Annotated in this window: 19 protein-coding genes and 1 tRNA gene; 6 read left to right on the forward strand and 14 right to left on the reverse strand. The window is 63.0% G+C overall.

Going from position 1 to position 21,607, the window contains the following annotated elements; translation table 11 throughout:
* Positions 1-33 precede the first annotated feature (33 nt).
* Entirely contained in the window at positions 34-1,563 is a 1,530-nt protein-coding gene (locus EOA16_RS06685) for an ABC transporter substrate-binding protein (protein WP_127256541.1), read from the reverse strand.
* A gap of 109 nt (positions 1,564-1,672) precedes the next feature.
* The gene (locus EOA16_RS06690) at positions 1,673-3,247 is read right to left on the reverse strand and encodes an NAD(P)/FAD-dependent oxidoreductase (RefSeq protein WP_127256543.1); all 1,575 of its coding nucleotides are present in this window, start codon (positions 3,245-3,247) and stop codon (positions 1,673-1,675) included.
* Positions 3,248-3,366: 119 nt separating this feature from the next.
* Between EOA16_RS06690 and EOA16_RS06695 the strand changes: the two genes are divergently transcribed.
* The 5 genes from EOA16_RS06695 to EOA16_RS06720 all read left to right on the forward strand — a co-directional run bounded on the left by EOA16_RS06695 (position 3,367) and on the right by EOA16_RS06720 (position 10,277).
* Positions 3,367-4,158: a cyclase family protein gene (locus EOA16_RS06695; RefSeq protein ID WP_127256545.1), complete on the forward strand. Its 792-nt coding sequence runs from the start codon at positions 3,367-3,369 to the stop codon at positions 4,156-4,158.
* A 298-nt stretch (positions 4,159-4,456) separates the two neighbouring features.
* Complete coding sequence (locus EOA16_RS06705) at positions 4,457-6,028, forward strand: NAD(P)/FAD-dependent oxidoreductase (protein ID WP_127256547.1); 1,572 nt, start codon at positions 4,457-4,459, stop codon at positions 6,026-6,028.
* Positions 6,028-6,510, forward strand: coding sequence for a MarR family transcriptional regulator (locus EOA16_RS06710; protein WP_127256549.1), 483 nt, complete (start codon positions 6,028-6,030; stop codon positions 6,508-6,510). Before EOA16_RS06705 ends, EOA16_RS06710 begins: the two co-directional genes overlap by 1 nt.
* A 43-nt stretch (positions 6,511-6,553) precedes the next feature.
* Positions 6,554-8,707 carry an indolepyruvate ferredoxin oxidoreductase subunit alpha gene (locus EOA16_RS06715; protein ID WP_127256550.1) on the forward strand — a complete coding sequence of 718 codons (2,154 nt, stop codon included), beginning with the start codon at positions 6,554-6,556 and terminating at the stop codon, positions 8,705-8,707.
* Positions 8,700-10,277 carry an indolepyruvate oxidoreductase subunit beta family protein gene (locus EOA16_RS06720; protein WP_127256552.1) on the forward strand — a complete coding sequence of 526 codons (1,578 nt, stop codon included), beginning with the start codon at positions 8,700-8,702 and terminating at the stop codon, positions 10,275-10,277. The genes EOA16_RS06715 and EOA16_RS06720 overlap by 8 nt, the downstream gene beginning before the upstream one ends.
* On the opposite strand, the gene EOA16_RS06725 is transcribed toward EOA16_RS06720, so the two are convergent.
* The 10 genes from EOA16_RS06725 to EOA16_RS06770 all read right to left on the reverse strand — a co-directional run bounded on the left by EOA16_RS06725 (position 10,274) and on the right by EOA16_RS06770 (position 17,240).
* The gene (locus tag EOA16_RS06725) at positions 10,274-12,010 is read right to left on the reverse strand and encodes a sulfatase-like hydrolase/transferase (RefSeq protein ID WP_245455869.1); all 1,737 of its coding nucleotides are present in this window, start codon (positions 12,008-12,010) and stop codon (positions 10,274-10,276) included. The genes EOA16_RS06720 and EOA16_RS06725 overlap by 4 nt on opposite strands.
* Positions 12,011-12,179: 169 nt before the next feature.
* Positions 12,180-12,467 (reverse strand): hypothetical protein, encoded by a 288-nt coding sequence (locus EOA16_RS06730; protein ID WP_127256556.1) that lies wholly within the window; start codon positions 12,465-12,467, stop codon positions 12,180-12,182.
* Positions 12,468-12,579: 112 nt separating this feature from the next.
* Positions 12,580-13,002, reverse strand: coding sequence for a periplasmic heavy metal sensor (locus EOA16_RS06735; RefSeq protein WP_245455870.1), 423 nt, complete (start codon positions 13,000-13,002; stop codon positions 12,580-12,582).
* A gap of 35 nt (positions 13,003-13,037) precedes the next feature.
* Positions 13,038-13,490, reverse strand: coding sequence for a hypothetical protein (locus EOA16_RS06740; RefSeq protein ID WP_127256559.1), 453 nt, complete (start codon positions 13,488-13,490; stop codon positions 13,038-13,040).
* Between the two features lie 86 nt (positions 13,491-13,576).
* Positions 13,577-14,119 (reverse strand): RNA polymerase sigma factor, encoded by a 543-nt coding sequence (locus EOA16_RS06745; protein WP_127256561.1) that lies wholly within the window; start codon positions 14,117-14,119, stop codon positions 13,577-13,579.
* 71 nt (positions 14,120-14,190) lie between these two features.
* Positions 14,191-14,622: an acid-shock protein gene (locus EOA16_RS06750; RefSeq protein WP_127256563.1), complete on the reverse strand. Its 432-nt coding sequence runs from the start codon at positions 14,620-14,622 to the stop codon at positions 14,191-14,193.
* Positions 14,623-14,785: 163 nt separating this feature from the next.
* Positions 14,786-14,974, reverse strand: coding sequence for a DUF2158 domain-containing protein (locus EOA16_RS06755; protein ID WP_013527958.1), 189 nt, complete (start codon positions 14,972-14,974; stop codon positions 14,786-14,788).
* A gap of 165 nt (positions 14,975-15,139) precedes the next feature.
* Positions 15,140-15,943 carry a hypothetical protein gene (locus tag EOA16_RS06760; protein WP_127256565.1) on the reverse strand — a complete coding sequence of 268 codons (804 nt, stop codon included), beginning with the start codon at positions 15,941-15,943 and terminating at the stop codon, positions 15,140-15,142.
* Between the two features lie 130 nt (positions 15,944-16,073).
* Positions 16,074-17,018, reverse strand: coding sequence for a hypothetical protein (locus EOA16_RS06765; RefSeq protein WP_127256567.1), 945 nt, complete (start codon positions 17,016-17,018; stop codon positions 16,074-16,076).
* A gap of 146 nt (positions 17,019-17,164) precedes the next feature.
* Positions 17,165-17,240: transfer RNA gene (locus EOA16_RS06770), tRNA-Thr, on the reverse strand.
* A gap of 330 nt (positions 17,241-17,570) precedes the next feature.
* Here EOA16_RS06770 and EOA16_RS06775 point away from each other — a divergent pair.
* Positions 17,571-18,710 carry a hypothetical protein gene (locus EOA16_RS06775; RefSeq protein WP_164754137.1) on the forward strand — a complete coding sequence of 380 codons (1,140 nt, stop codon included), beginning with the start codon at positions 17,571-17,573 and terminating at the stop codon, positions 18,708-18,710.
* Between the two features lie 21 nt (positions 18,711-18,731).
* Here EOA16_RS06775 and EOA16_RS06780 read toward each other — a convergent pair whose 3' ends face one another.
* Positions 18,732-20,333 carry a cisplatin damage response ATP-dependent DNA ligase gene (locus tag EOA16_RS06780; RefSeq protein ID WP_127256571.1) on the reverse strand — a complete coding sequence of 534 codons (1,602 nt, stop codon included), beginning with the start codon at positions 20,331-20,333 and terminating at the stop codon, positions 18,732-18,734.
* Between the two features lie 238 nt (positions 20,334-20,571).
* Positions 20,572-21,582 carry a ligase-associated DNA damage response exonuclease gene (locus EOA16_RS06790; RefSeq protein WP_127256573.1) on the reverse strand — a complete coding sequence of 337 codons (1,011 nt, stop codon included), beginning with the start codon at positions 21,580-21,582 and terminating at the stop codon, positions 20,572-20,574.
* Between the last annotated feature and the right edge of the window lie 25 nt (positions 21,583-21,607).

The raw sequence follows: 21,607 nt of genomic DNA on the forward strand, positions 1-21,607 counted from the left end.
TTGACGACGGCGCGCGGCAATTCCAGGCCGATATCAGGCCGGGGTCATCAGGGCCGGCAGCAGCGCGCCGGAAACATGCTGCACCACATTGACGCCCTTGGCATGCACGATCGGCTGCGCATACTGCATCAGCGGCAGCACATAGGCCTGCTCGGCTATGTATTTGTCGACGGCCTTCCAGCCGGCGATGCGCTTGGCCTCGTCCTTTTCGCCCCACAGCGGGTTGATCATGTCGATCAAATCCTGGCTGTCCCACACCGAATGCGGGCTCGGGCCGTACATGGCAAAGCCGGTCGAGGTGGTCGGATCGCCGATGGCGTTGCCCCAATTGTAGAAGGCGGCCGGCGCCAGCTTGTCGGCGGCGCGCAACTCGTAGTGCTTGGCGATCTCGTAGACCTCGATCGTCGCCTCGATACCGACCTTGCGCCACATGCCGACGATCGCCTGGATCATCTCATAGTCCTTGGGTTTGAAGCCCTTGGTCGTCTGGATGGTGAACTTGACCGGCTTTTCCGGCGAATAGCCGGAGGCCGCGAGCAATTCCTTGGCCTTTTCCGGATTGTGCTCGACCTTGATCGACGCGTCGTAGGCCGCGTATTCCGGCGTCTCCAGCGTGTCGATCGGCTGGCCGTAGCCGCGCAGCAGGCGGTCAACCAGCAGCTTCTTGTCGACGGCCATCACGGCGGCCTGGCGGACATTCTTGTCCAGCATTGCCTCGATGTCGTTGAAGAAGATCATGCCGATGTCGGAGACGTTCTTGCACGAGCCTGCCAGCCCGTCCTTGGCGATCAGCCGGTCATATTCCTCATAGGGAATTTCGAGCGTCACCTGCGAGGAACCGGATTCGATCTCGGCGACACGGCTCGCCGCATCGGCGACGAATTTGATCGTCACATTCTCGAAGGCCGGCTTGCCGCCCCAATAGTTCGGGTTGGCCTTCAGCCGCAGGAAGGCATTGCGCTCGAATTTTTCCACCATGTAGGGGCCGGTGCCGATCGGCGCCTTCTCGAAACCTTCGGCGCCGACCTTCTCATAATAGGCCTTCGGCATGATGTAGCCGGTCAGGAACGACATCCATTTGAAATAGACCGGGTCGAACTGCACGACGTCGCCGGTGATCTTGTTGCCGTCGATCTTGAAATTGTTGACGTTCTTCCAGACGAACTGGATCGGGTTGCCGGTCTTTTCGTCACCCGCCCGCTGCAGCGACCAGACGACGTCCTCGGCCGTGAATGGCGAGCCGTCATGCCAGGTCACGCCTTCGCGCACCGTCATCATGATCTTGGTGCGGTCGTCGTTCCAGCCCCATTCGGTCAGCAGGCCCGGCGCGAAGGACAAATCGGGCTTCTGCGGGATGAACTGGTCGAACACCGACTGGTAGAGACCCTGGATGGTCGGGTTGACGGCCGATGGGCCGGTGGTTGGATCCCAGGACGGAAGGTTGACGTTATAGGCGATGGTCAATTCGCCGGCGGCTGCCTTGGTGATCTGCGGCAGGCCGACGGCGGCCACCCCGAGTGCCGCGGCGCTGCATCCCAGCAATTCACGTCTGTTGATTGTCATGGTCGTTCCCCTTGTTGGTTTTGTTTCTGCGCGGCGTCTTCAGGTCATTGGTTCAGGCTTCTTGGGCAGCAGCGCCTTGCCCCTCGTCGCCTCAAGGAATCTTCGGCTCCTACCTCCCGCCAAGCTGTTGTGCGAGCATGAAGCCCGACGCCGCACCGGTGCCGGCGCCCGGCCATGTCGCGGCCCCGGTGAGATGCAGATGCGCCACCGGTGTGTTCCAGCCGGCATAGCCGCGCGCCGGGCGGAACAAAAAGTTCTGCGCCAGATGATGGCTGCCGCAGACCTGGTCGCCACCGACGAGGTTCGGATTCTCGCGCTCGAGGTCGATGGGCGAGAAGACGGTGCGGCCGAGGATCTTGTTGCGCAGGCCGGGCGCATAGGTCTCGATGATGTCGAGGACACGCTCGGCGTAGACATCCTTGACCTTGTCCCAATGCGCCGGCGCGATCTTGCCGGCGGCATCGCTTGTGATCTCGGCGGGCAGCATGCGCACTTGCACCCACAGCACATGCTTGCCCTGGGGCGCCCGCGAGGGGTCGATCGCCGTCGGCTGGCCCACGACCAGCACCGGTTCGTCAGGCAGCATGCCCGCCATCGCCTGCTGATAGGTGCGCGACATGGCGTCCAGCGACGGCGACAGATGCACATAGGCGAACTGCCGAAGCTCCGCTCCGGCGCGCCAGTCGGGCAGATCATCCAGCGCCAGATGGATCATCATCGTGCCCGGTGCGTGGCGGAATTTTTGCATCGCCGTGTCGAAACCGGCGTCGCCGGAACCATTGGGCAGCAATCTGCCCGTCAGCGCCGTCGGCGCGACGCCGGCGATGACCGCCTTGGCGGCGGTATGGGTTTCGCCGGAGGCGAGCCGCACGCCGGTTGCCTTGCCGGCCAAAATGGTGATCTCGGTCACGTCGGCATCGGTGACGATCTTGCCGCCGGCTGATGTGACCATGCCCGAGAGGGCTCGAATGATGGTGTCGGCGCCGCTCTTGCCCAGCACCATGCCGAAACTCTGGTTGGCCATCGATTCCAGATAGGGGAAAACCGCACCGCCGGCGATGTCGGGGGCGAAGTCGAGATGCATGCCCCAGGTGGCAAGCGTCGCCCTGATATGCGGCGACTCGAAAGTTTCCTCCAGCCAGGCGCGGGGTGAGGACAGCAGCAGCCGGCCCGTATCCAGCGCCCCGGACATGCCCTTCTTGCGCCACAGGTTCCACGCCGTGCCGGCAAGCGCCCGGGCGCTCATCGGCGATCCCAGCAGCCGGAACAGATGCTCGGCCTCAGCCGGGAAGGCGGCAACCAGCCTACGCCATGTGGCGGCATCAGTGGCGGAGAAGACGGCTATGCGCGCGGCGGTCTTTTCCAGATCGTTGCTGACGCCGAACCAGCGGCCATCCGGAAAGGCACTGGCGAAACAGTCGGCGACCGGCGCGAACTCCAGCCCCTGCGCTTTCAATTCATTTGCATATTTCCGATGGAAAGCGGAGCCGGCAAACAGGCTCAGATTCATCGCGCCGAAATCGTGGCGGAAGCCGGGAAGGGTGAATTCGCGCGTCTGGACGGCGCCGCCGATTGTTGCGCTGCGCTCGAAAATCCCGGTTTTCCAGCCTTTGAGCGCCAAATGCGCGGCGCATGCCAGACTGTTGTGGCCCGCCCCGACAAAGATGGCGTCGAACTCGCTCACGCCTCGTCCCCATTTCCTTTATGCTTAAAGATAATTGCAGATGCATATGTTTTCGTCTAGTAGGATATTAAGGGCCGACACGAGCCTTGATCATCACACGAAAGAGGGAACTTCAGACCATGGACACCCAAAAACTCCTCGGCGAAGTCGCCAGCCAGCTTCTTTCAGGCGCCATCAAGGTCGTCGACCTGTCGGCGCCGCTCGGGCCGGACACGCCGTTGATCAAGCTGCCGCCGGAACTCGCCGTCGACACGCCGAAGGTCGAGATCCACAACATCTCCCGTTACGACAAGAACGGTCCGTGGTGGGCCTGGAACTGGCTGAAGCTCGGCGAACATTCGGGCACGCATTTCGACGCGCCGCAGCACTGGATCTCCGGCAAGGATTATCCGGACGGCGCCACCGACACCATTCCGGCGCAGAATTTCGTCGGCCCGGTCAATGTCATCGACTGTTCGAAGGAAGCCGCCGCCGACCACGATTTCCTGCTCACCGTCGACCACATCAAGGCTTGGGAAGCCAGACATGGCGCGATCAATGCCGGCGAATGGGTGGTGATGCGCACCGACTGGTACAAGCGCAACGGCTCGGAAGCCGAGTTCCTCAACGCCAACGAGACCGGTCCGCACACGCCCGGCCCGACGGCCGAAGCCATCCAGTTCCTGATCGGCAAGGACATCAAGGGCTGGGGCTCGGAGACGATCGGCACCGATGCCGGCAAAGCCGGCGGCATGGAGCCGCCATTCCCGGCGCACACGCTGATGCACAAGGCCAATCGCTACGGCCTCGCCAGCCTTTGCAACCTCGACCAGCTGCCGCCGAAGGGCGCCATCCTGATCGCCGCGCCGCTCAAGATCGAACATGGGACCGGCAGCCCGATCCGCGCGCTGGCGCTGGTGTCGGGGAAATAGGGCGAGGTCTTCGGGAGAAGATCATGGTCGCAGGCAACGCGGTAGTGACGATTTGGGAGCGGCAGCCTTGCAACGCTGCTGCTCTACGGCGCCCCCCTCTGTCCTGCCGGACATCTCCCCCTCAAGGGGGGAGATTGGCTGTCATCGCCATCTTTGCCAATCTCCAAAGCCGCAGGAATGAGCGGAGCGCCGAAGCTGCCAATCTCCCCCCTAGAGGGGGAGATGTCCGGCAGGACAGAGGGGGGCGCGACGGAACGCTACCTCGCGCGACTAGATCCCATCTGCCGGGGAATCCCCGATGAACGCGCCCGATCACATCATTGTCGGCAGCGGCATCAACGCGCTGGTCTGCGCGGCGATGCTTGGCGGCAAAGGGGCGCGTGTGCTCGTCCTCGAGCGCAACGACCGCATTGGCGGTTGCATGCGCACCGAAGAGATCACCGCGCCCGGCTTCATCCATGATGTGATGGCGACGACCTTCGTGCTGTTCATCACCTCTCCGGCCTTTGCGGCACTCGGCGCCGACCTTGCACGGCACGGGCTGGAGTTCTGCCACACGGCCAAGCCGACCGGCGTGCTGCGGCCGGACGGCAGCCATGCCGTGCTCAGGACCGACCGTGCCGCCAATGTCGCCGCCTTCAACGCAATCGCGGCAGGTGACGGCGATCGGCACGCGGACGATGTCGGCGGCATCGAACGCAATGCCGGCCTGCTGTTCGGCCTGCTCGGCGGCAGCCTGTGGTCCTATCCGACGGCCAAGCTGCTGGCCGGCGACGTCTGGCGGCGTGGCCCGCGTAGCCTTGCCACCTTTCTCGGCGACGCATTGGTGCCGGCGCGCGGCTGGCTGGAAAGCACGTATCAGTCCGAAACCATCCGCGCACTGTGGGCGCCCTGGGTGCTGCATGCCGGGCTTGGACCCGAGGACGCTTTCTCCGGCCAGATCGCCAAGGTGATCGCCTTCGCGCTGGAGGCAGCCGGGGCACCGATCGTCAAGGGCGGGGCGAAGAACCTGCTGGCCGCGTTCGAAGCCCTGATCCGGGAACGCGGCGGCGACATCCGCACCGGCGCCGATGTCGCTTCGATCGTTCAAAGCAATGGCCGCGCAACCGGCGTGCGGCTGGCCTCCGGCGAAACGATCACGGCCAACAAGAGCGTCATCTGCTCGGTCACACCGACGCAACTCTATGGCCGGCTGCTTGGGGCTGATGCTCCCAAAGCCGATGTCGAAGCGACCCAGAAATACCGCTACGGCAAAGGCAATTTCCAGATCCACTACGCCTTGGACAAACCGCCTGCATGGCGCGGCGAAGGCCTGGGCAAGGTGGCGCTGCTGCATCTGACGCCGGGGCTGGATGGCGTCTCGAAAGCCGGCAACGAGGCGGCGCGCGGCATGCTGCCGGAGGTGCCGACCATCTGTGTCGGCCAGCCGCATGCTCTGGACCCGTCGCGCTGCCCCCAGGGCAAGGCAATCCTGTGGCTGCAGCTGCCCGAGGCGCCTCGCCACATCAAGGGCGACGCGGCCGGCAAGCTGCAGGCGCCGGCAGATGGGCAATGGACCGACGCTTTGCGCGAAGCCTATGCCGATCGCGCCGAAGCGATCCTCGCCAGCCATATCGAGGGCTTCAAGGCCAGCGTCATCGCGCGCCGCGCCTATTCGCCGGCCGATCTCGAGGCGATGAACATCAACCTGGTCGGTGGTGATCCCTATGGCGGTTCCTCGACCGTCGACCAGTCCTTCCTGTGGCGGCCGTTCAAGACCAGCCGCAACCATCAGACCGGCATCAAGGGCCTCTACCATATCGGCGCCTCGACCCACCCGGGTGCGGGTCTCGGCGGCGGTTCCGGCTTTCTCCTGGCGGGGAGGCTGTGATGGAAGAGAAGGTCACTGAGAAGCGCCAGCGCATTTCGACCCTGGGACAGATCGGCCTGCAGCAATTCGCGCCCTATCTGATGAACCGCATCATGGGCCGCTACAACGCCACCTTGCGTGACGACTTCCGCAAGCAGGGCCTGACCATTCCGCAGGTGCGCACGCTGGCCGTGCTGTCGGTCACTGACGGCATCACCGTCAACGACCTCTCTGTTTATACAGTCATCGAGCAGTCGACCTTGAGCCGGACGCTCGACTCACTGGAGGGCCAGGGTCTGGTGCGACGCGAGCAGGGTGTCACCGACAGCCGCATCCGCCACGTGTTCCTGACCGATGAGGGCCGCGCCGAGTTCACCCGCGCCTGGCCGGCCATGCATGACGCGTTCGAGGCGATGTTCGACGATATCGACGACGCCGAATATGCCGCGCTGATCGCCACGCTTTTGAAGATGCTCAAGAACATTCGCAAGCACGACATCTAGACCTACGCGCCGCCGACCCCGGGCGGTACCGGAAGGAGAAAAAATGGCCGAACGGTCTTTTGCCAAGGAAGTCGAAAAACTCCGGCTCGGTGCCGGCGAGGAATTTGCCGGCGAGGGCATCCTCGCCATCACCAAGGCGCTGCTGCAATGCGGCGTCGGCTATGTCGGCGGCTATCAGGGCGCACCGATCAGTCACCTGATGGACGTGCTGGCCGACGCGCAGGACATTCTGGGCGAACTCGGCGTGCATTTCGAGGCCAGTGCCTCGGAGGCCACCGCCACCGCCATGCTGGCCGCTTCGGTGCACTACCCGATCCGCGGTGCCGCCACCTTCAAGTCGACGGTCGGCACCAATGTCGCCTCCGATGCGCTGGCCAATCTCGCGTCTGGCGGCGTCACCGGCGGCGCGCTGATCATCGTCGGCGAGGATTACGGCGAGGGCTCCTCGATCATGCAGGAACGCAGCCATGCCTTCGCCATGAAAAGCCAGGTCTGGCTGCTTGATCCGCGCCCCAATCTGCCGTCGATCGTCAAGGCGGTGGAGGACGGTTTCGAACTGTCCGAGATATCCAACACGCCGGTCATGCTGCAGGTCCGCATCCGCTGCTGCCACGTCCATGGCCATTTCATCGCCAAGGACAACAAGCGCCCGCCGATGACGGTGGCCGATGCGCTCGACGCGCCGCGTCGCGACACCGGCCGCATCGTCCTGCCACCCGCATCCTTCTTGCACGAGAAGGAAAAGGTGCAGAAGCGCTGGCCGGCGGCGGTCGATTTCATCCGCAAGAACAAGATCAACGAGTTCTTCGGGTCGGACCACGGCTCGGTCGGCATCGTCATGCAGGGCGGCATGTACAATTCGGTCATCCGCGCGCTGCAGCGGCTAGGCCTTGCCGACATTTATGGCGACACCGACGTGCCGCTCTATGTGCTCAACGCCGTCTATCCGCTGATCGACGACGAGTTCCTGTCTTTCTGCGAGGGCAAGCAATCGGTACTGGTCGTCGAGGAAGGCCAGCCCAATTACATCGAACAGGCCTTCGCTGCGATGCTGCACAAGGCGGGCCGGGGCACCAGGCTCGTCGGCAAGGAGCATCTGCCGATGGCCGGCGAATACACCGGCCAGGTCATGCTCGACGGCATCGGCGCCTTCCTGCGTGCCGAGGCGCCGCATCTGCTGCCAGGCGAGGTGCGGGCGCCCAACAAGGTCGGTGACGGCGTCGATGCCGCAGACCTGATCAATGTCGTGCCGGGCCGTCCGCCGGGCTTCTGCATCGGCTGCCCGGAACGTCCGATCTTTGCCGCGACCAAGCTGGTCGAGCAGGAGCTCGGCAAGCACCACATCGCCTCCGATATCGGCTGCCACCTGTTCTCAATCATGCCGCCCTTCGAACTCGGCGCCACCACCATGGGCTATGGCCTGGGGCCGGCCTCCGCTTCGGCGTTCAATTCGCCTGATGCCAAGCGCCGCTCGATCTCCTTCGTCGGCGATGGCGGCTTCTGGCACAACGGCCTGACCTCCTCGATCGGCAATGCCGTGTTCAACAAGAACGACGGCGTCATCGTCATCGTCGATAATTTCTATTCGGCGGCGACCGGCGGCCAGGACATCCTGTCATCGCGCGCCGGCAACAAGACCAAGTCGACGAAGCATCCGATCACCGAGGCGGTCAAAGGCATGGGCGTCAAATGGCTGCGCCATGTCGACCGAACCTATGACGTGACAAAGATGCAGGACACGCTGCGCGAGGCGCTGACGACCGAGGAGAAGGGACCGAAGGTCATCGTCGCCTCGTCCGAATGCATGCTCAACCGCCAGCGCCGCGAAAAGCCGCTGGTCGACAAGGCGATCAAGGGCGGCGAGCGTGTGGTGAAACCGAAGTTCGGCGTCGACGAGGACATCTGCACCGGCGACCACGCCTGCATGCGGCTGTCCGGCTGCCCGTCGCTGTCGGTCAAGTCGCTCGACGATCCGCTGCGCGACGATCCGGTCGCGCATATCGACCAGAGCTGCGTCGGCTGCGGCAATTGCGGCGAGGTCGCCGATGCGGCGGTGCTGTGCCCATCCTTCTATCGCGCCGACGTCGTGCACAATCCGAGCGGCTTGGACCGTTTCCTGGAATCCATGCGCCGCGCCACCATCGGCCTGTTGCAGCGCCGCCGTGAAAGCCGGCGGCTGACCTTCGCCGATGCTTGACGCTGTCCCGCCATTTCGGCCGCGAGCCGGGGCCGAAGGTGACGAGCGCGTCATCAAGCTTGCCGTGCTGGCGGTCGGCGGCCAGGGAGGCGGCGTGCTCGCCGACTGGATCACCGACGTCGCCGAGCGCAACGGCTTTGTCGCGCAATCGACCTCGGTCGCCGGCGTCGCCCAGCGCACCGGCGCCACCATCTATTATGTCGAGATGGCTCGCGATACCGGCCGCCTGCCGGTCTTCGCGCTGTCACCCTCGCAGGGCGATGTCGACATACTGATCGCGGCGGAGTTGATGGAAGCCGGCCGCGCCATCATTCGCGGCTTCGTCACGCCCGAGCGCACCACGTTGATCGCCTCGTCGCACCGCATTGCCGCCGTGTCGGAAAAGATCGAACCGGGCGATGGCCGAGCCTCGTCGTCCAAGGTGCATGCGACGGCGGAGGCCGCATCGAAGCGCTTCATCGCTTTCGACATGGAGAAGATCGCCGCCGACAATGGCTCGATGATCTCGGCCAGCCTGCTTGGCGCGCTGGCGGGGTCCGACGCGCTGCCGTTCACCCGCGAGAGCTACGAACAGGCCATCGGTGCCGGCGGCCGGGGCGTCAAAGCCAGCCTCGCAGCCTTCGGCGCCGCCTTTGACCACGCGCGCGGCACGGCAGCACCGGCGCCTAGGCCGGCTGAGCCAGCGATCGTCGAATCTGCTTTGGGCGCTGGCGGCGTCAGTGGCCCGCAAAACCTGCTGCAAGGCTGGCAGGCCTTGGCTGCCCGCATCGATCTGTTGCCGGTGGCCGTGCGCGACATGGCACTTCGAGGGTTGAGAAAGGTCGTCGACTATCAGGACATCGCCTATGGGCGCGAGTATCTCGACCGGTTAGACAAGGCCGTCGCGCTGGACGGGCCGGACCGCGGCTACAGCCTGTCCATCGCCGCCGCGAAGCACCTGGCCAACGCGCTGTGCTACGACGACATGATCCGCGTCGCCGATCTCAAGACGCGCTCGACGCGCGACAAACGCGTGCGCCGCGAGGTCGGCGTCAAGGACGGTTCGATCCTGCAGGTGACCGAATATTTCCATCCGCGCATCGAGGAGTTCTGCGGCACGCTGCCGGCGGGTCTTGGCAGCTACATCGAAAGCCGGCCGAAGCTCGCCGCCTTTCTCGACCGCCGCATCAACCATGGCCGCCGCATCCGCACCGACAGTTTCGCCGGCTTTGCCGCCTTGTGGTTCATCGGCGGCCTGCGCCGCTGGCGCCGTAGCCTGCTGCGCCACAAAGTCGAGATCGCGCATCTCGATCGCTGGTACGCACTGGCACTTGGGCACGTGCCGGCCGACTACGCGCTTGCCGTCGAAATCCTCAACTGCCGCCGGCTGATCAAGGGCTACAGCGACACCCATGTCCGCGCCCAGTCGAAATTCGACCGGGTCCTGTCGGCACTCGATCTGGTAAAGGGCCGGGCGGATGCCGCCGACTGGATCCGCCGCCTGCGCGAGATGGCGCTGAAGGATGAGAAGGGCGACATGCTCGACGGCGCGCTGAAGACGGTGGCGACGCTGGGGCCGGATACAATCTAGCGGGCGTCCACGGATTGGACGGGCGCCAGCCCACGCAACGGCACCGCTTCCGGGAACAGATGCAGCAAGCCTGAATCGACGCGCCGGCGCAGATGGGCATCCACTTCGGCCCGATCCTGACAACCATGGAACCTGCCGCCGCAATGGTCGCGCAGGCGCACGAGATCGGCGATGACAGGCGACATCGGCAGGCCGGCGGCGTCGAGCAGGCTTGCGCTGAGGAAGCCGACATCGAGCGGCGCCAGGTCAGGCATCGGACGGCGCAAAGGATGGTTGAAGGTGGTGAGCGTGTAGAAGGTGCGGTAGGCAAGCGAGCCAGGGGTCGCCAAGGCGTCGTCTCCGGCGATGGCGTCGACGAACGGCTTGGTCGCCGACGACTGGTGATCGCCGAATTCGAGCACCACGGCGCCGCGTTCACCGGCATCCGCTTCCCTCTTGTCGAGGAAATGCTGGAAATCGCCGCGCGCTACCGCCATCCGGCGCAGATACTCATTGGCCTGGAAATCGCCCGAGAAAGGCTCGCCCTCGACCTTCAGCTCGGGCTCCATCCGCCCCTCATAGGGTGAGTGCGGAAACATGGTCTGGATTTCGAGGAACAGCGGCCGGCCGTCTTCCCTATGGTGCCTGGCGATGAACGCCTCGGCTGCGTGATAGTAGAAGTTGTCGCGCAGGTGATAGAAGGGTGCGGCGATGTCCTTGATGTCGAGCACGGTCTCGAAACCGATCGATTTCAGGAACGGCCCTTCATTGACGAACGAAAAGTCCATCGGCGTCATCACGACAGTTCGATAGCCGCAGCGCGCCAGCACCTCCGGCAGGGCGCCGGCGACCTTGTCCTGCAGGGTGATGGTCAGATAGGGGCTTCGCCAGCCGAAATCGGTGGCCGACAGGCCGGTCATCAGCGACAGATTGGTGATCCAGGTGCCGCCGCCAAATGTCTCGATCTGCATCGGGTGCGGCGTGCCGGCTCCGGGTGCGAATCTCTGCAGGAATCCCGCGCCGTTGCCGACCTGCGGAAAATAGTCGGGATCGGACTGGCTTTCGCTGAGCACGAAAAAGACGTCGGGAAGATCAGCCCGGTCACCGCAATCGACGGTGTCGGCAAAAGGCCGCTGTGGGGCCACGGCTTGCAGCCGCTTCTCGAAGGCCGATTCCACAACGAGATTGTGCAAATCCAGCAGCGAGACGAAGAAGGCCGACATGTGCCGGCCCTGCATGTAGTAGAAATAGCGGTCCTTCGAGGCCTCGGCCGGAAAGGTCAGCGGCACCAGAACGACGAGCGCCGCCATGATCAGGACGCGTGCCGATACCGGCCAGCCGATTTTTCGATCGATCCGGAACAGAAGCACCGCCGCCGTAATGCCGAGCCCCAGGGCAATGACGACCGGCGCGATCAGATGGAGGTAGGAGTCGAGCAGGAAGCGGTACACTTCCGGATCCCTCGACACGAAGACCATGTCGTAGAAGTGCAGCGAAAATCCCTTCATCCTGAACTTGATCGCCGAAACCACGGTGACGAAGCCAATGCCCATCCAGGCGAGATAGACGGAAAAGGCAAGGCGCCCCGAAGCCAGGAACAGAAGTCCGGCAAAGGCTGCCACCAGCGCCAGTGAGAACGGCACCGACAGCCATTCGTGCTCGGCCCGTCCGGCGGCGAAGACGCCGGCGAGACTGACCACGGCCAGCGTCAGCGGATGGCAGAGCACCCGCCCAAGACTTTGAAGCTGAGCCACAGATTTTCCCATGGATATGCCTGAGCATAGTTTTGGGAAACTCTTCGATTATTTGTGGGCCAAGAACAAATCTATAGTGAATTTAACCTTAATTCCGGGCTGGTCGGGATCGCGCTGTCCGCAACGGCGGGGCCAGGTCTTACCAGCGCCTGGCCCCGCCGTGCTTCGATCAGTAGTGGTGCCAGCGATGCCAGCGATGGTGCGGATGCCAGACGTAGGCCGGACCGTGCCAGTAGTGGTAGCGCGGGCGCACGATGACGACGCCGTTCGGCACGCAACGTCCCCATCTGTTCGGGTGCCAGCCGATACCGCAGCCCCAGCGGACATGCTCGACCGATGCCTGGGTGGCCGGCTTGGCAACCGACACGACGGGCATTGCGCTGGACGCGGAGGCTGTCACGACCGCTCCACCGATGGCCAGCATAGCGGCTGCTGTATAGTTTTTCAGGCGACTCATAATTGGACTCCGAGTGCTTTCGAGTTTGAAGATGGCCGCCCCGCATGGTGCGATCGGGCAGGCTTGTCCCTTCGCTTCGTTAAACGGCGTCTCCGGCCTTTTCCGTCGGTCGTCATGGCGATTTTTTCGGCGCAACGGCGGCGCGGCGTTCCATATGGCGCAGCAATGCCTGTGCCAGCACGCTCCGGTTTTCGTGTGACGTGTTCGCCGCGAAGTCGACAATGGTCTGTTCAAGCCGGCTGCGCACCGTCACATCGGCATTGCGTGCCCGCTCCAGGGCGGCGGACAAGGCGGCCTTGTCCATGACAGGCTGCTGCAACAGGTCCGCTGCCTCCTGCCTCGCCTGCTGGCCATCGAGAATGATCTGCCGGGACTCCACGCGAACCTGGCGCAACGCCAGGCGGAACGCCTTGCGGTCCTGGTTGGGAAGCTGTCGGCCAGCCGATTCCAGCGAGACACCCGCGCCCGCTTTGGCATTTCTCAGCCAGACCGCACCGCCGGCAAATGCGCCTGCAAGAAAGACGTTCAGCACCACGGAAGCAATGACCAGACCACGGATCCAGCGCGGGCTCATAGGCTGTCCTCTCCGTTCTCGGCCTCGGGACCGGCATCGCCAAACGCCGTCACATTGGCATCCAGCACATAATGGTCCGGCTGGACCTCCGGCGTGACGATGGTCACCAGGGCCAGTCCTGCCACGGCACCGGCCAGACCAATGCCGGCGAGTCCAAGTCCCAGCCACCAGAACCACTGGCGCCGACGCTGGTCGAGGTGCCGGCCGGCAGCCTGCAGAATGCTGCTGTGCAGTGCCTTGTCCGGGGCGTCGACGCGGTAGCTGTCGAGCAGCGCGTCAAGTGTCCCGGCCTGCCTCAAGATGGCCTTGCCCACGCCGCTTGCGGCAAAGACGGTGCCGGCCATTCGCTCAGCCTCGGGCCATCGCCGCAAGTCGCCGCCATAGGCCTGGGCCAAGGCGGCAAAGCGCTTGGCCTCCATTGCGGGTTCGTTCCTGGACCCTTCAGCCATGTGTCTCCCCCTTGCCCGTCGGCGCCGAGCGCCAGGCGGCACCAGCAAGGCGCAATGGCCGCGGTGCGTTGGTGCTTGCCGGGCGCTTACTCATCGGCGCCATCCCCGGCCAGGATCGCCTGCAGTGACCGGCGGCCGCGCGCGAGCAGGCTCTCCAGGGCATCGACGCTGATCTGCAAGGTCGCTGCCGCCTCGATATTGGACATCTCCTGATAGTAGACCAGAACGATCGCTTCGCGCTGGCGCGGCGCTATGGCTTGCAGCGCCCGTTCGACCCGAAGCGCGTCCTCTTGGCGATGGGCGTCGGGAAATGCCGCGGGGTCGACCACGTCCGGCAGGTCGCCGGTCACCCACTCGCGCCTGCGACGCAGCCGGTCGTAGCAAAGGTTGAGCGTCACCCGGTGGATCCAGCTGTCGAAGCGCGCATTGCCGCGCCGCCAGCTCGCGGCATGGCGCCAGATCCGCACGAAGGTTTCCTGCGCGACATCCTCGGCCTCCGCCGCATCGCCGAGCATGCGCACGGCAAGCGCCAGGATACGCGGCAGCTTGCGCGCGACGAGCGTTTGCACGGCCGCCGGCTCGCCGGCGCCAACACGGCGAACCAGCTCCTCGTCCGGATCCGCAGCCATCAGTCGGCGCACTCCCGATGTTCATCTCGCGTCATTGCCTCTTGGTCATTGCTCCCTGCTTGACCTCTTGGTCATTGCTCTTGCTTGGGAGCGGTTTTGTGGCCCGGCAGTTCGTCGGCCGTCAAAATGCCGTCGGCATTCTTGTCCAGCCGGGCGAAGCGCTTGGCGAAGAATGCATCGAGTTCGGCGCGATCGATGAAGCCGTCATGATTGGAATCGATCCGGGTGAAGGATCTGGTCGCGTCGCCCTTGACGTTGCGCTTCGCCTGAAAAGCCTCCCATTCCAGCAGGCTGATCTTGCCGTCGCCATCCGTGTCGGCCGCCATGATCGCCTTTTCGCGCCGCTTCTGGAATTTGGCCAGCGTGATGTCGGACCTGGTCCCCGAGGCGCCTGGCGCGGCAAGTGGCGCGGCGGTCGGCGGTGCAGGCGGCGTCGTTGCCTGGGCAAAAGCCGCAACGGTCTGCAAACTCAAGGCAACGACTAATATCGAACGGCTGATCATGTTGTGCGTCTCCAGGTTGGCGCGACGCAGACGGCTTGTGCCGCCATCGCGCTTCAACCGTTAAACGCCGCGACCCGGAAAATCCGTCGGTCGCGCGTGCTGATCCGTTCATGCTCGGACAACAGAGGGTGCTCATCCCGACTCGATCGGGAAGGAAGGAACTCTAGTCCGACTGGTCGGCTGCAATCAGTTGTTCGGGCTTGAACCCGGCATGTTGCGGGGTCCACACCTCGCCCTCGCGATTGAACCAGTGGCACAGATACATGCCCGAGGCTGCGCCATCGCTGACCGTCATCCTGGGGCCTCCGGATTTCAGCTTGACGACGTCTCCGGTCTTGAAATTGTTGGGCATTTTTTGACCTCCCATGCTGAGGCCACGAGTTTCACACCAAACCGGGGTCTCGACAATGGCGGAAGTGCTTCACCGGCGTCGCAATCCACGGCAACAAACGCTGCGTTAACGCTTTCGTAAATACTTGGTCGCTACTTGGATGCTCATGGCCTCGTGGCGGAGCGGCTACGCTGGAGACGGCAAATCTCTGAAGCCTCGGTTCGATCCCGAGGCGAGCCTCCAAACTTTCCAGGATGCTGCCGGACCGTCAGGAGACACCAATCCTGTCCGGCAAAAGCATCTAGGTAGAGCGACTGGCAGCTGCCGAGATATACCGCGAAGCCGTTTGGTGTTGTTCTCAAGGAGAACAGCTACCTCAGATAGATTGTCACTATGGCGCTGCAATTTCACCATCTCGGGCAGAATATCATCCGTGTGAAACAACCCGAAAATTGCGTGACCGGGCTGATGCGGCTCTTGGTTCCTTTTCTTGGCTTCACTGGTATTCATGGTAAGAACTATGAGAACGTCATCACGGACGAATCGGCGCACTACCCAATGAGCGAAACGATGGCGATGGATACGATGCATTGTCAGCGTACGATGCGCACGAAGAACCGGATCCTTTATCTTTTCACCCCACGCCCATTCTGTGGTCATCCTCTTAAGGTGTTCAAGAACATCCTTGTCAGATAGCGTTGATGCATTGCATTTGTCCGGGCCCAGTGCAATTTCCTGCATTGCACCAACCACCCTTCGCGCACTGAAGTCGGTGACCGCGTAGATTTGAATGAACTTTCCGACCAGCAGATAATCACCGTCCAGCGGCGGCACAGTCAGTTTTGAAAGCCAATCTTCTTTCTCGGAATTTATCTGCTTCCGAATCGCTTCTAGCTGTCTATTTCTGCCCTCTAGGCTCACGGGTCGCTTTGAACGTAGGAACCGCATCAAACGTAAAAGGATGCCGGCCAGCTTGTACTTGAGTGACATCGAACCCGCGCCTCCGAAACGAACGCCCACCCTGTAGCAGACCTTTAAATTGGGGTAACAGGGTCGCCCGCCCACTTGGGCGAAGTGCGTGCTTGTCGCGCTACAGGAGATGGCTTTGGCCGCCTGGCGGCTACGCCGCCTCACTCAAATACAGCGCTTTTACAATGGCAAACGTAATCCTTGCAGTCGGGATAAACAGGATTGAGAAGCCCAAAGCGTAGAAAGCAGAGACAACTGCCCTCCCCAAAAAATTCGAGCAGTCCAGGGCCTTATGCTCAAGTACGAAAACATCCCTGCTGTTCTGGAGCGCCGAGGTAAACATAGAATCAACGAAATACAAATCGAACCGTCGGTTTGCATACATTCTGTCAACGATGACATTCGTGAGAAGGTAGCCAGAACCAGTGTATAGATCGCCAAGATGCGCCTCGTCTTCTTGGAACTCATCCTGCTGATTCTTATCATCGGGTTCGGGCTCGGGTGGCTTCCTTGCCCACTCTGATTTGAGGAAAACTGATCTTATAAAGTGATGCGTAAGGGAGGATATTTCGCTAGGAAAACTGAGCGACGGCACCCCAAACATCGGGTGCCGCTGTTCATCGTCATTTGATCTCACAAACATTTCAAGCAAATTGTCCAAGCTCGCTCGCGTCAGATTCTCAGTGGCGATCGAATCCATGTACCTCACGTAGTCAGCAACGAGAGGGTGCTGCTTGATCTGTCGTGGCGCGAATATCGTGTAGAGAAATGACCCGATTCCGAGAAACAGCAATCCGAAATATAGGTTGTAAAATCGCAGAGTAGCGTGCGCTCCTGAGGAAGATTGCGGGATCGATACGTACTCGATTTTATCGAAAACCAACCCTACGTACGATTGGAGGCTTTGATTGAAAATTATCAAATAACCTATGAAGGGAACCAGTATTGTCAACCGGACAGCAGGGGACTGACCGAAGTTCGCGATGAACGACCATCTAATGATTTCACTCAAATTCGACAGGCGCAGACCGGCACCGCTAACAGTGTCAAACCACCAAGACTGAAGAGCTCTCCACGTGAAAAGGAAAAATTTCAACTGACGCCCCCGGGTGGGTCAACCTAACAACCCATGTGAGAGTTGACTAGCCAAAGCCAACACGAGGTTTTCCTATTTGGGCGCCCAAGCCAAATAAGTTTAGGTTAGCGAGTCCAGCGCAAGCGATTCTAACTATTGGGAGTTTTTGGTGCCGCTTGCGTGACTCGAACACGCGACCCCCGCATTACGAATGCGGTGCTCTACCAACTGAGCTAAAGCGGCCCAGGAAGCCAAGGCCTCCAAGATGCGGCGGTGATAGACGCAACCGGGCGCGAATTCAAGATGCGACTTGGCAATTCCTGCGGCGGCGTCATGGCACCCTCGAAAGCCGGCCGCCGCCTTGTCCGCCAATCAATCGCCAAGGGACGCTGCGCACGGTGCGCGCGCTTCTCGCGCGTGAAAATCGGCCAAACATGCTGATTTTGTTGCCGGAACAGCGCCGGAATGGACTTTGCACACCTCTGCGAGGCAGAATGCGCCGGTCGCCCGTTGATTGATTGGCCGCCTGCGGCTAACGATCACGGCAAGGTTGGCAAAGACAGAGGGACCCGCTTGGACGCGATCGAAAAAGCGATCCGGAACGCCTTGGAGAAAGGCAATGCCGAGGACCGCGCGTTCCGCGAACGGGTCTATCGCTCGGCTTTTGCCGCGCTTGATCGCGCGCTCCAGGCCAATCCCGGTGTGACCGTTGAGGTCGCCATCAAGCGCCGCAAGGCAATCCAGGCGAAAATCACCGAAATCGAATCCGAGTTCCTGCCGGCGGTGCCGGATGTCGGCCCGCAGGGCGATGCACCGGCGGTCGAACTCGGAGCAGACTCGGCGCCCGCGGTCGAAACCGGCCGACACGCATCGTCCCCCGATGTCGTCGTCGACGGACCCGTGCAATCGGCTGCCGATGCGCCACGCTCGCGCGTCCTGCCCGTCGTTCCCGACATCATGCCGGACGCCACGCTTCCCGATGCTCCGGCCATCGACATGTCGGTTCCGGCCTCGGCCGGCGTGACGACGGAAGTGGCGCCCGACCGCGATGAACGGCGCATAAGGGGGCGTCGCCTGCCGCTGACCGCCATCTTCCTGACCGTGACACTGCTCGCCGCGGTTGGCATCGGCCTGTTCTTCGCCGTGCAGACCGGCGTGTTCAAGACATCCGCGCAACTGGACACCGCCCCGCCGCAAGCGCCGCCGAGCGTCGAGGACGACGATTTCACACCGGCCGATGGCGGTCCGGCAAAGCCCGGTGCCGCGGACCAGGCGCGCGACTGGATCAATGTGTTTTCGCCGGCCGATGCATCGCATGTCAGCGCGCCGTCGGACGCCAGGGCCGAGGTGATGAAGGACGATACCGGTTCGTTCCTGCGCATCCGTTCCGGCGCGTCCGGTTCGGCGATCAGCTTCGACGTCGGACAAGGCGTGCTGGAGAAACTGGCCGGCAAACATGCCGTGTTCGACATCATTGCCCGCTCCGAAGAAGGCAAGGAGACGCAGATTTCGGTCGACTGCAATTTCGGCGAACTCGGCGACTGCGGCCGCAAGCGCTATGCGGTCGGCCAGCAGCAGAACGAATATCTGTTCGATGTGCAGTTTCCGGACAAGCATCCGGGCTCGGCCGGCACCATTGCCATCAATTCCGACTTCGACAAGCAGGGCAAGGCAGCGGACATCTACGAAATCCGCGTTTCGATCGAGCCATAGCGCACCCGGCACCGCGCGAAATCAGCGGTCGAGCAGCGCCTGCAGGGTCTCGATGCGGTCGGCCTCGTTGGCCGGCTTGTCCCAGCGCAGCCGCGAAATGCGGGGAAAGCGCATGGCGACGCCGGATTTGTGCCGGGTCGAGCGGTTGAGCCCTTCGAAGGCGACTTCCAGCACCAGGCCGTTGTCGCGGTCTGCGCGCACCGAGCGCACCGGGCCGAAACGCTCGATCGTGTTGTCGCGGACATATTTGTCGATCTGCTTCAGCTCCTCGTCGGTGAAGCCGAAATAGGCCTTGCCGACCGGCACCAGTTCCTCCTCGCCTTCGGCACCTGTCCAGACACCGAACGTATAGTCGGAATAGAAGCTGGAGCGTTTGCCGTGGCCGCGCTGCGCATACATCAGCACCGCGTCCACTGTGTGCGGATCGCGTTTCCATTTGAACCATGGACCTTTCGGCCGGCCGGCGACATAGGCTGAGTCCCAGCGCTTCAGCATGACGCCTTCGATGATCGGGTGCGGCGGTACCCGGCGCAGTTCCTCCAGCGTTTGCCAATCCGTGAAGTCGACGAATGGCGAAAGATCGAAACGGCTCGGGTCAAGCGTCCCGACAAACGCTTCCAGCCGGCCGCGCCGCTCGCGAAACGACAGCGCGCGCAAATCCTCGGCGCCGACCTGGAGCAGATCGTAGCAGCGCATGAAGGCCGGGTATTGCTGCTGCATCTTCGGCGTCACCGTCTTGCGATTCAGCCGTTGCTGCAGATCCGAGAAGGTTCCCGTCGCCTCCCGGGGATCGCCGACGAGCAGTTCGCCGTCCAGCGTTGCGGAAAAATGCATGGCCTCGGCGAGGTCCGGAAAGGCACCCGAAACGTCATCGCCGGTGCGCGAATAGAGCCGGCGGATGCCGCCCTCGGCCACCGCCTGGACACGGATGCCGTCCCATTTCCATTCGGCGGCATAATCCGCCGGATCGAGTTTTTCGAGATCGCCGTTACCGACCGGGTTCGACAGCATCACCGGGCGAAACAATGCCAACGCCGTGTTCCTGGGCTTTTCGGCCTTGCCTTCCAGCCACGCGAACAGCGCCGTATAAGGCGGCGACAGCCCGTGCCAGAGCTCTTCGATCTCGGCGATGTCGACCTTGCCGAAATCGGCCAGCGCCTGTTTGGCCAGCCGCGCCGACACGCCGATGCGCAGCCCGCCGGTGACCAGCTTGATGATGGCAAAGCGTGCCGAGATGCCGGCGCTGTCGAGCAGCCCTGCCAGCACCTTCGGCCCGTCGGAGCGGCTTGCCGCCTGCAGTCTGGCAACGACCTCGCCAAGCGTCGGCTCGCGGTTCGGGATATTTCCTGATGTTTGCGGCCAGACCAGCGAGACCGTCTCGGCCAAATCGCCGACATAGTCGTAGGAATAGCCGAACAGCACCGGATCCATGCGTTCGGTGACCAGCATGCGCAGCATCGCCGGCTTGACCGCGGCAATGTGGAGATCGCCGGTGATGGCAGCCAGCGCCAGCCCGCGATCGGGATCCTCGACGCTGCGGAAATAGTCGGTCAGCAAGGTCAGCTTGCCGTTGCGCGACGGCGTCAGCACCAGGCGATCGAGAAGTTCGGCGAAGCGGTTCATGGCGGGTCGAGCCGCACCAATGGGGGAAGTTTGCGTTCCGTCGCACCCCCCTCTGTCCTGCCGGACATCTCCCCCTCAAGGGGGGAGATCAGATATCTCGACTGCCTTCGCCAATTTTCAACCTGAAAGGAAAAGCGCCGGAACCGAAGCTGCCAATCTCCCCCCTCGAGGGGGAGATGTCCGGCAGGACAGAGGGGGGCGCCGTAGAGCGCTGCATCAACGATTATTTTCGCCACGGTCAATCGCCCTCGTCCTCGTAGCCGACCAGGTGCAGCGGCCGCGCCGCGATACCTTCGAGTTCGCACCAGCGCACCAGCGCTTCCTCTCGGCCATGCGTCACCCAGATTTCCTCGGCTCCGGTCTCCTTGATGGTGGCGGTCAGTTCGTCCCAGTCGGCATGGTCCGAGATGATCAGCGGCAGTTCGACACCGCCCTGCTTGGCACGCTGGCGAATGCGCATCCAGCCGGAGGCAAAGCACGAGATCGGATCGGGAAAGCGGCGCGCCCAACGGTCGGCGAAGGCCGAAGGCGGGCCGACGACGATGGCGCCGGTAAAATCATCCTTGCCCCCGCTTTCGACGGTTGCCGGCTCCAGTTGCCCAAGGTCTATGCCTTGGCTCTGATAGTATTCGCTGAGCTTGGCCAGCGCGCCATGGATGTAGAGCGGCCTGTCGTAGCCGGCGTCGCGCAACAGCCGCATTACCCGCTGCGCCTTGCCCAGCGCATAGGCGCCGACCAGATGCGAGCGTTCGGGGAACTGAGCTGCCGATTTCAGCAGGCGGGCGATCTCTTCGGTATCGGGGGGATGGCGAAACACCGGCAGGCCGAAGGTCGCTTCGGTGATGAACACATCGCACGGGATCGGCTCGAATGGCGCGCAGGTCGCGTCTCTCTGCCGCTTGTAGTCGCCCGAAGCGACGATGCGCGTGCCCTGATGCTCGACCGCTATCTGCGCCGAGCCCAGCACATGGCCGGCTGGATGGAAGCTGACGCTGACGCTGTTGAGGACAATTGTCTCACCCAGTTGTGCCGCTTGCGTTGTTCCCGCGAAATCCTCGCCGTAGCGCAGGCCCATAATGTCGAGCGTCTGCCGCGTCGCCAGCACCGAGCGGTGGCCGGAACGCGCGTGGTCGGAATGGCCATGCGTGATCAGTGCCCGGTTGACCGGCCGTACCGGATCGATGAAGAAATCGCCCGGCGGGCAATAAAGGCCTTCGGGCCGGGGATGAAGCAGGTCGCTGGCGCGCATGATCCCCAAGATAGGATATAATTCC

Origin of the sequence: Mesorhizobium sp. M7A.F.Ca.US.008.03.1.1 (assembly GCF_003997495.1) — a bacterium.
Lineage (GTDB): Bacteria > Pseudomonadota > Alphaproteobacteria > Rhizobiales > Rhizobiaceae > Mesorhizobium.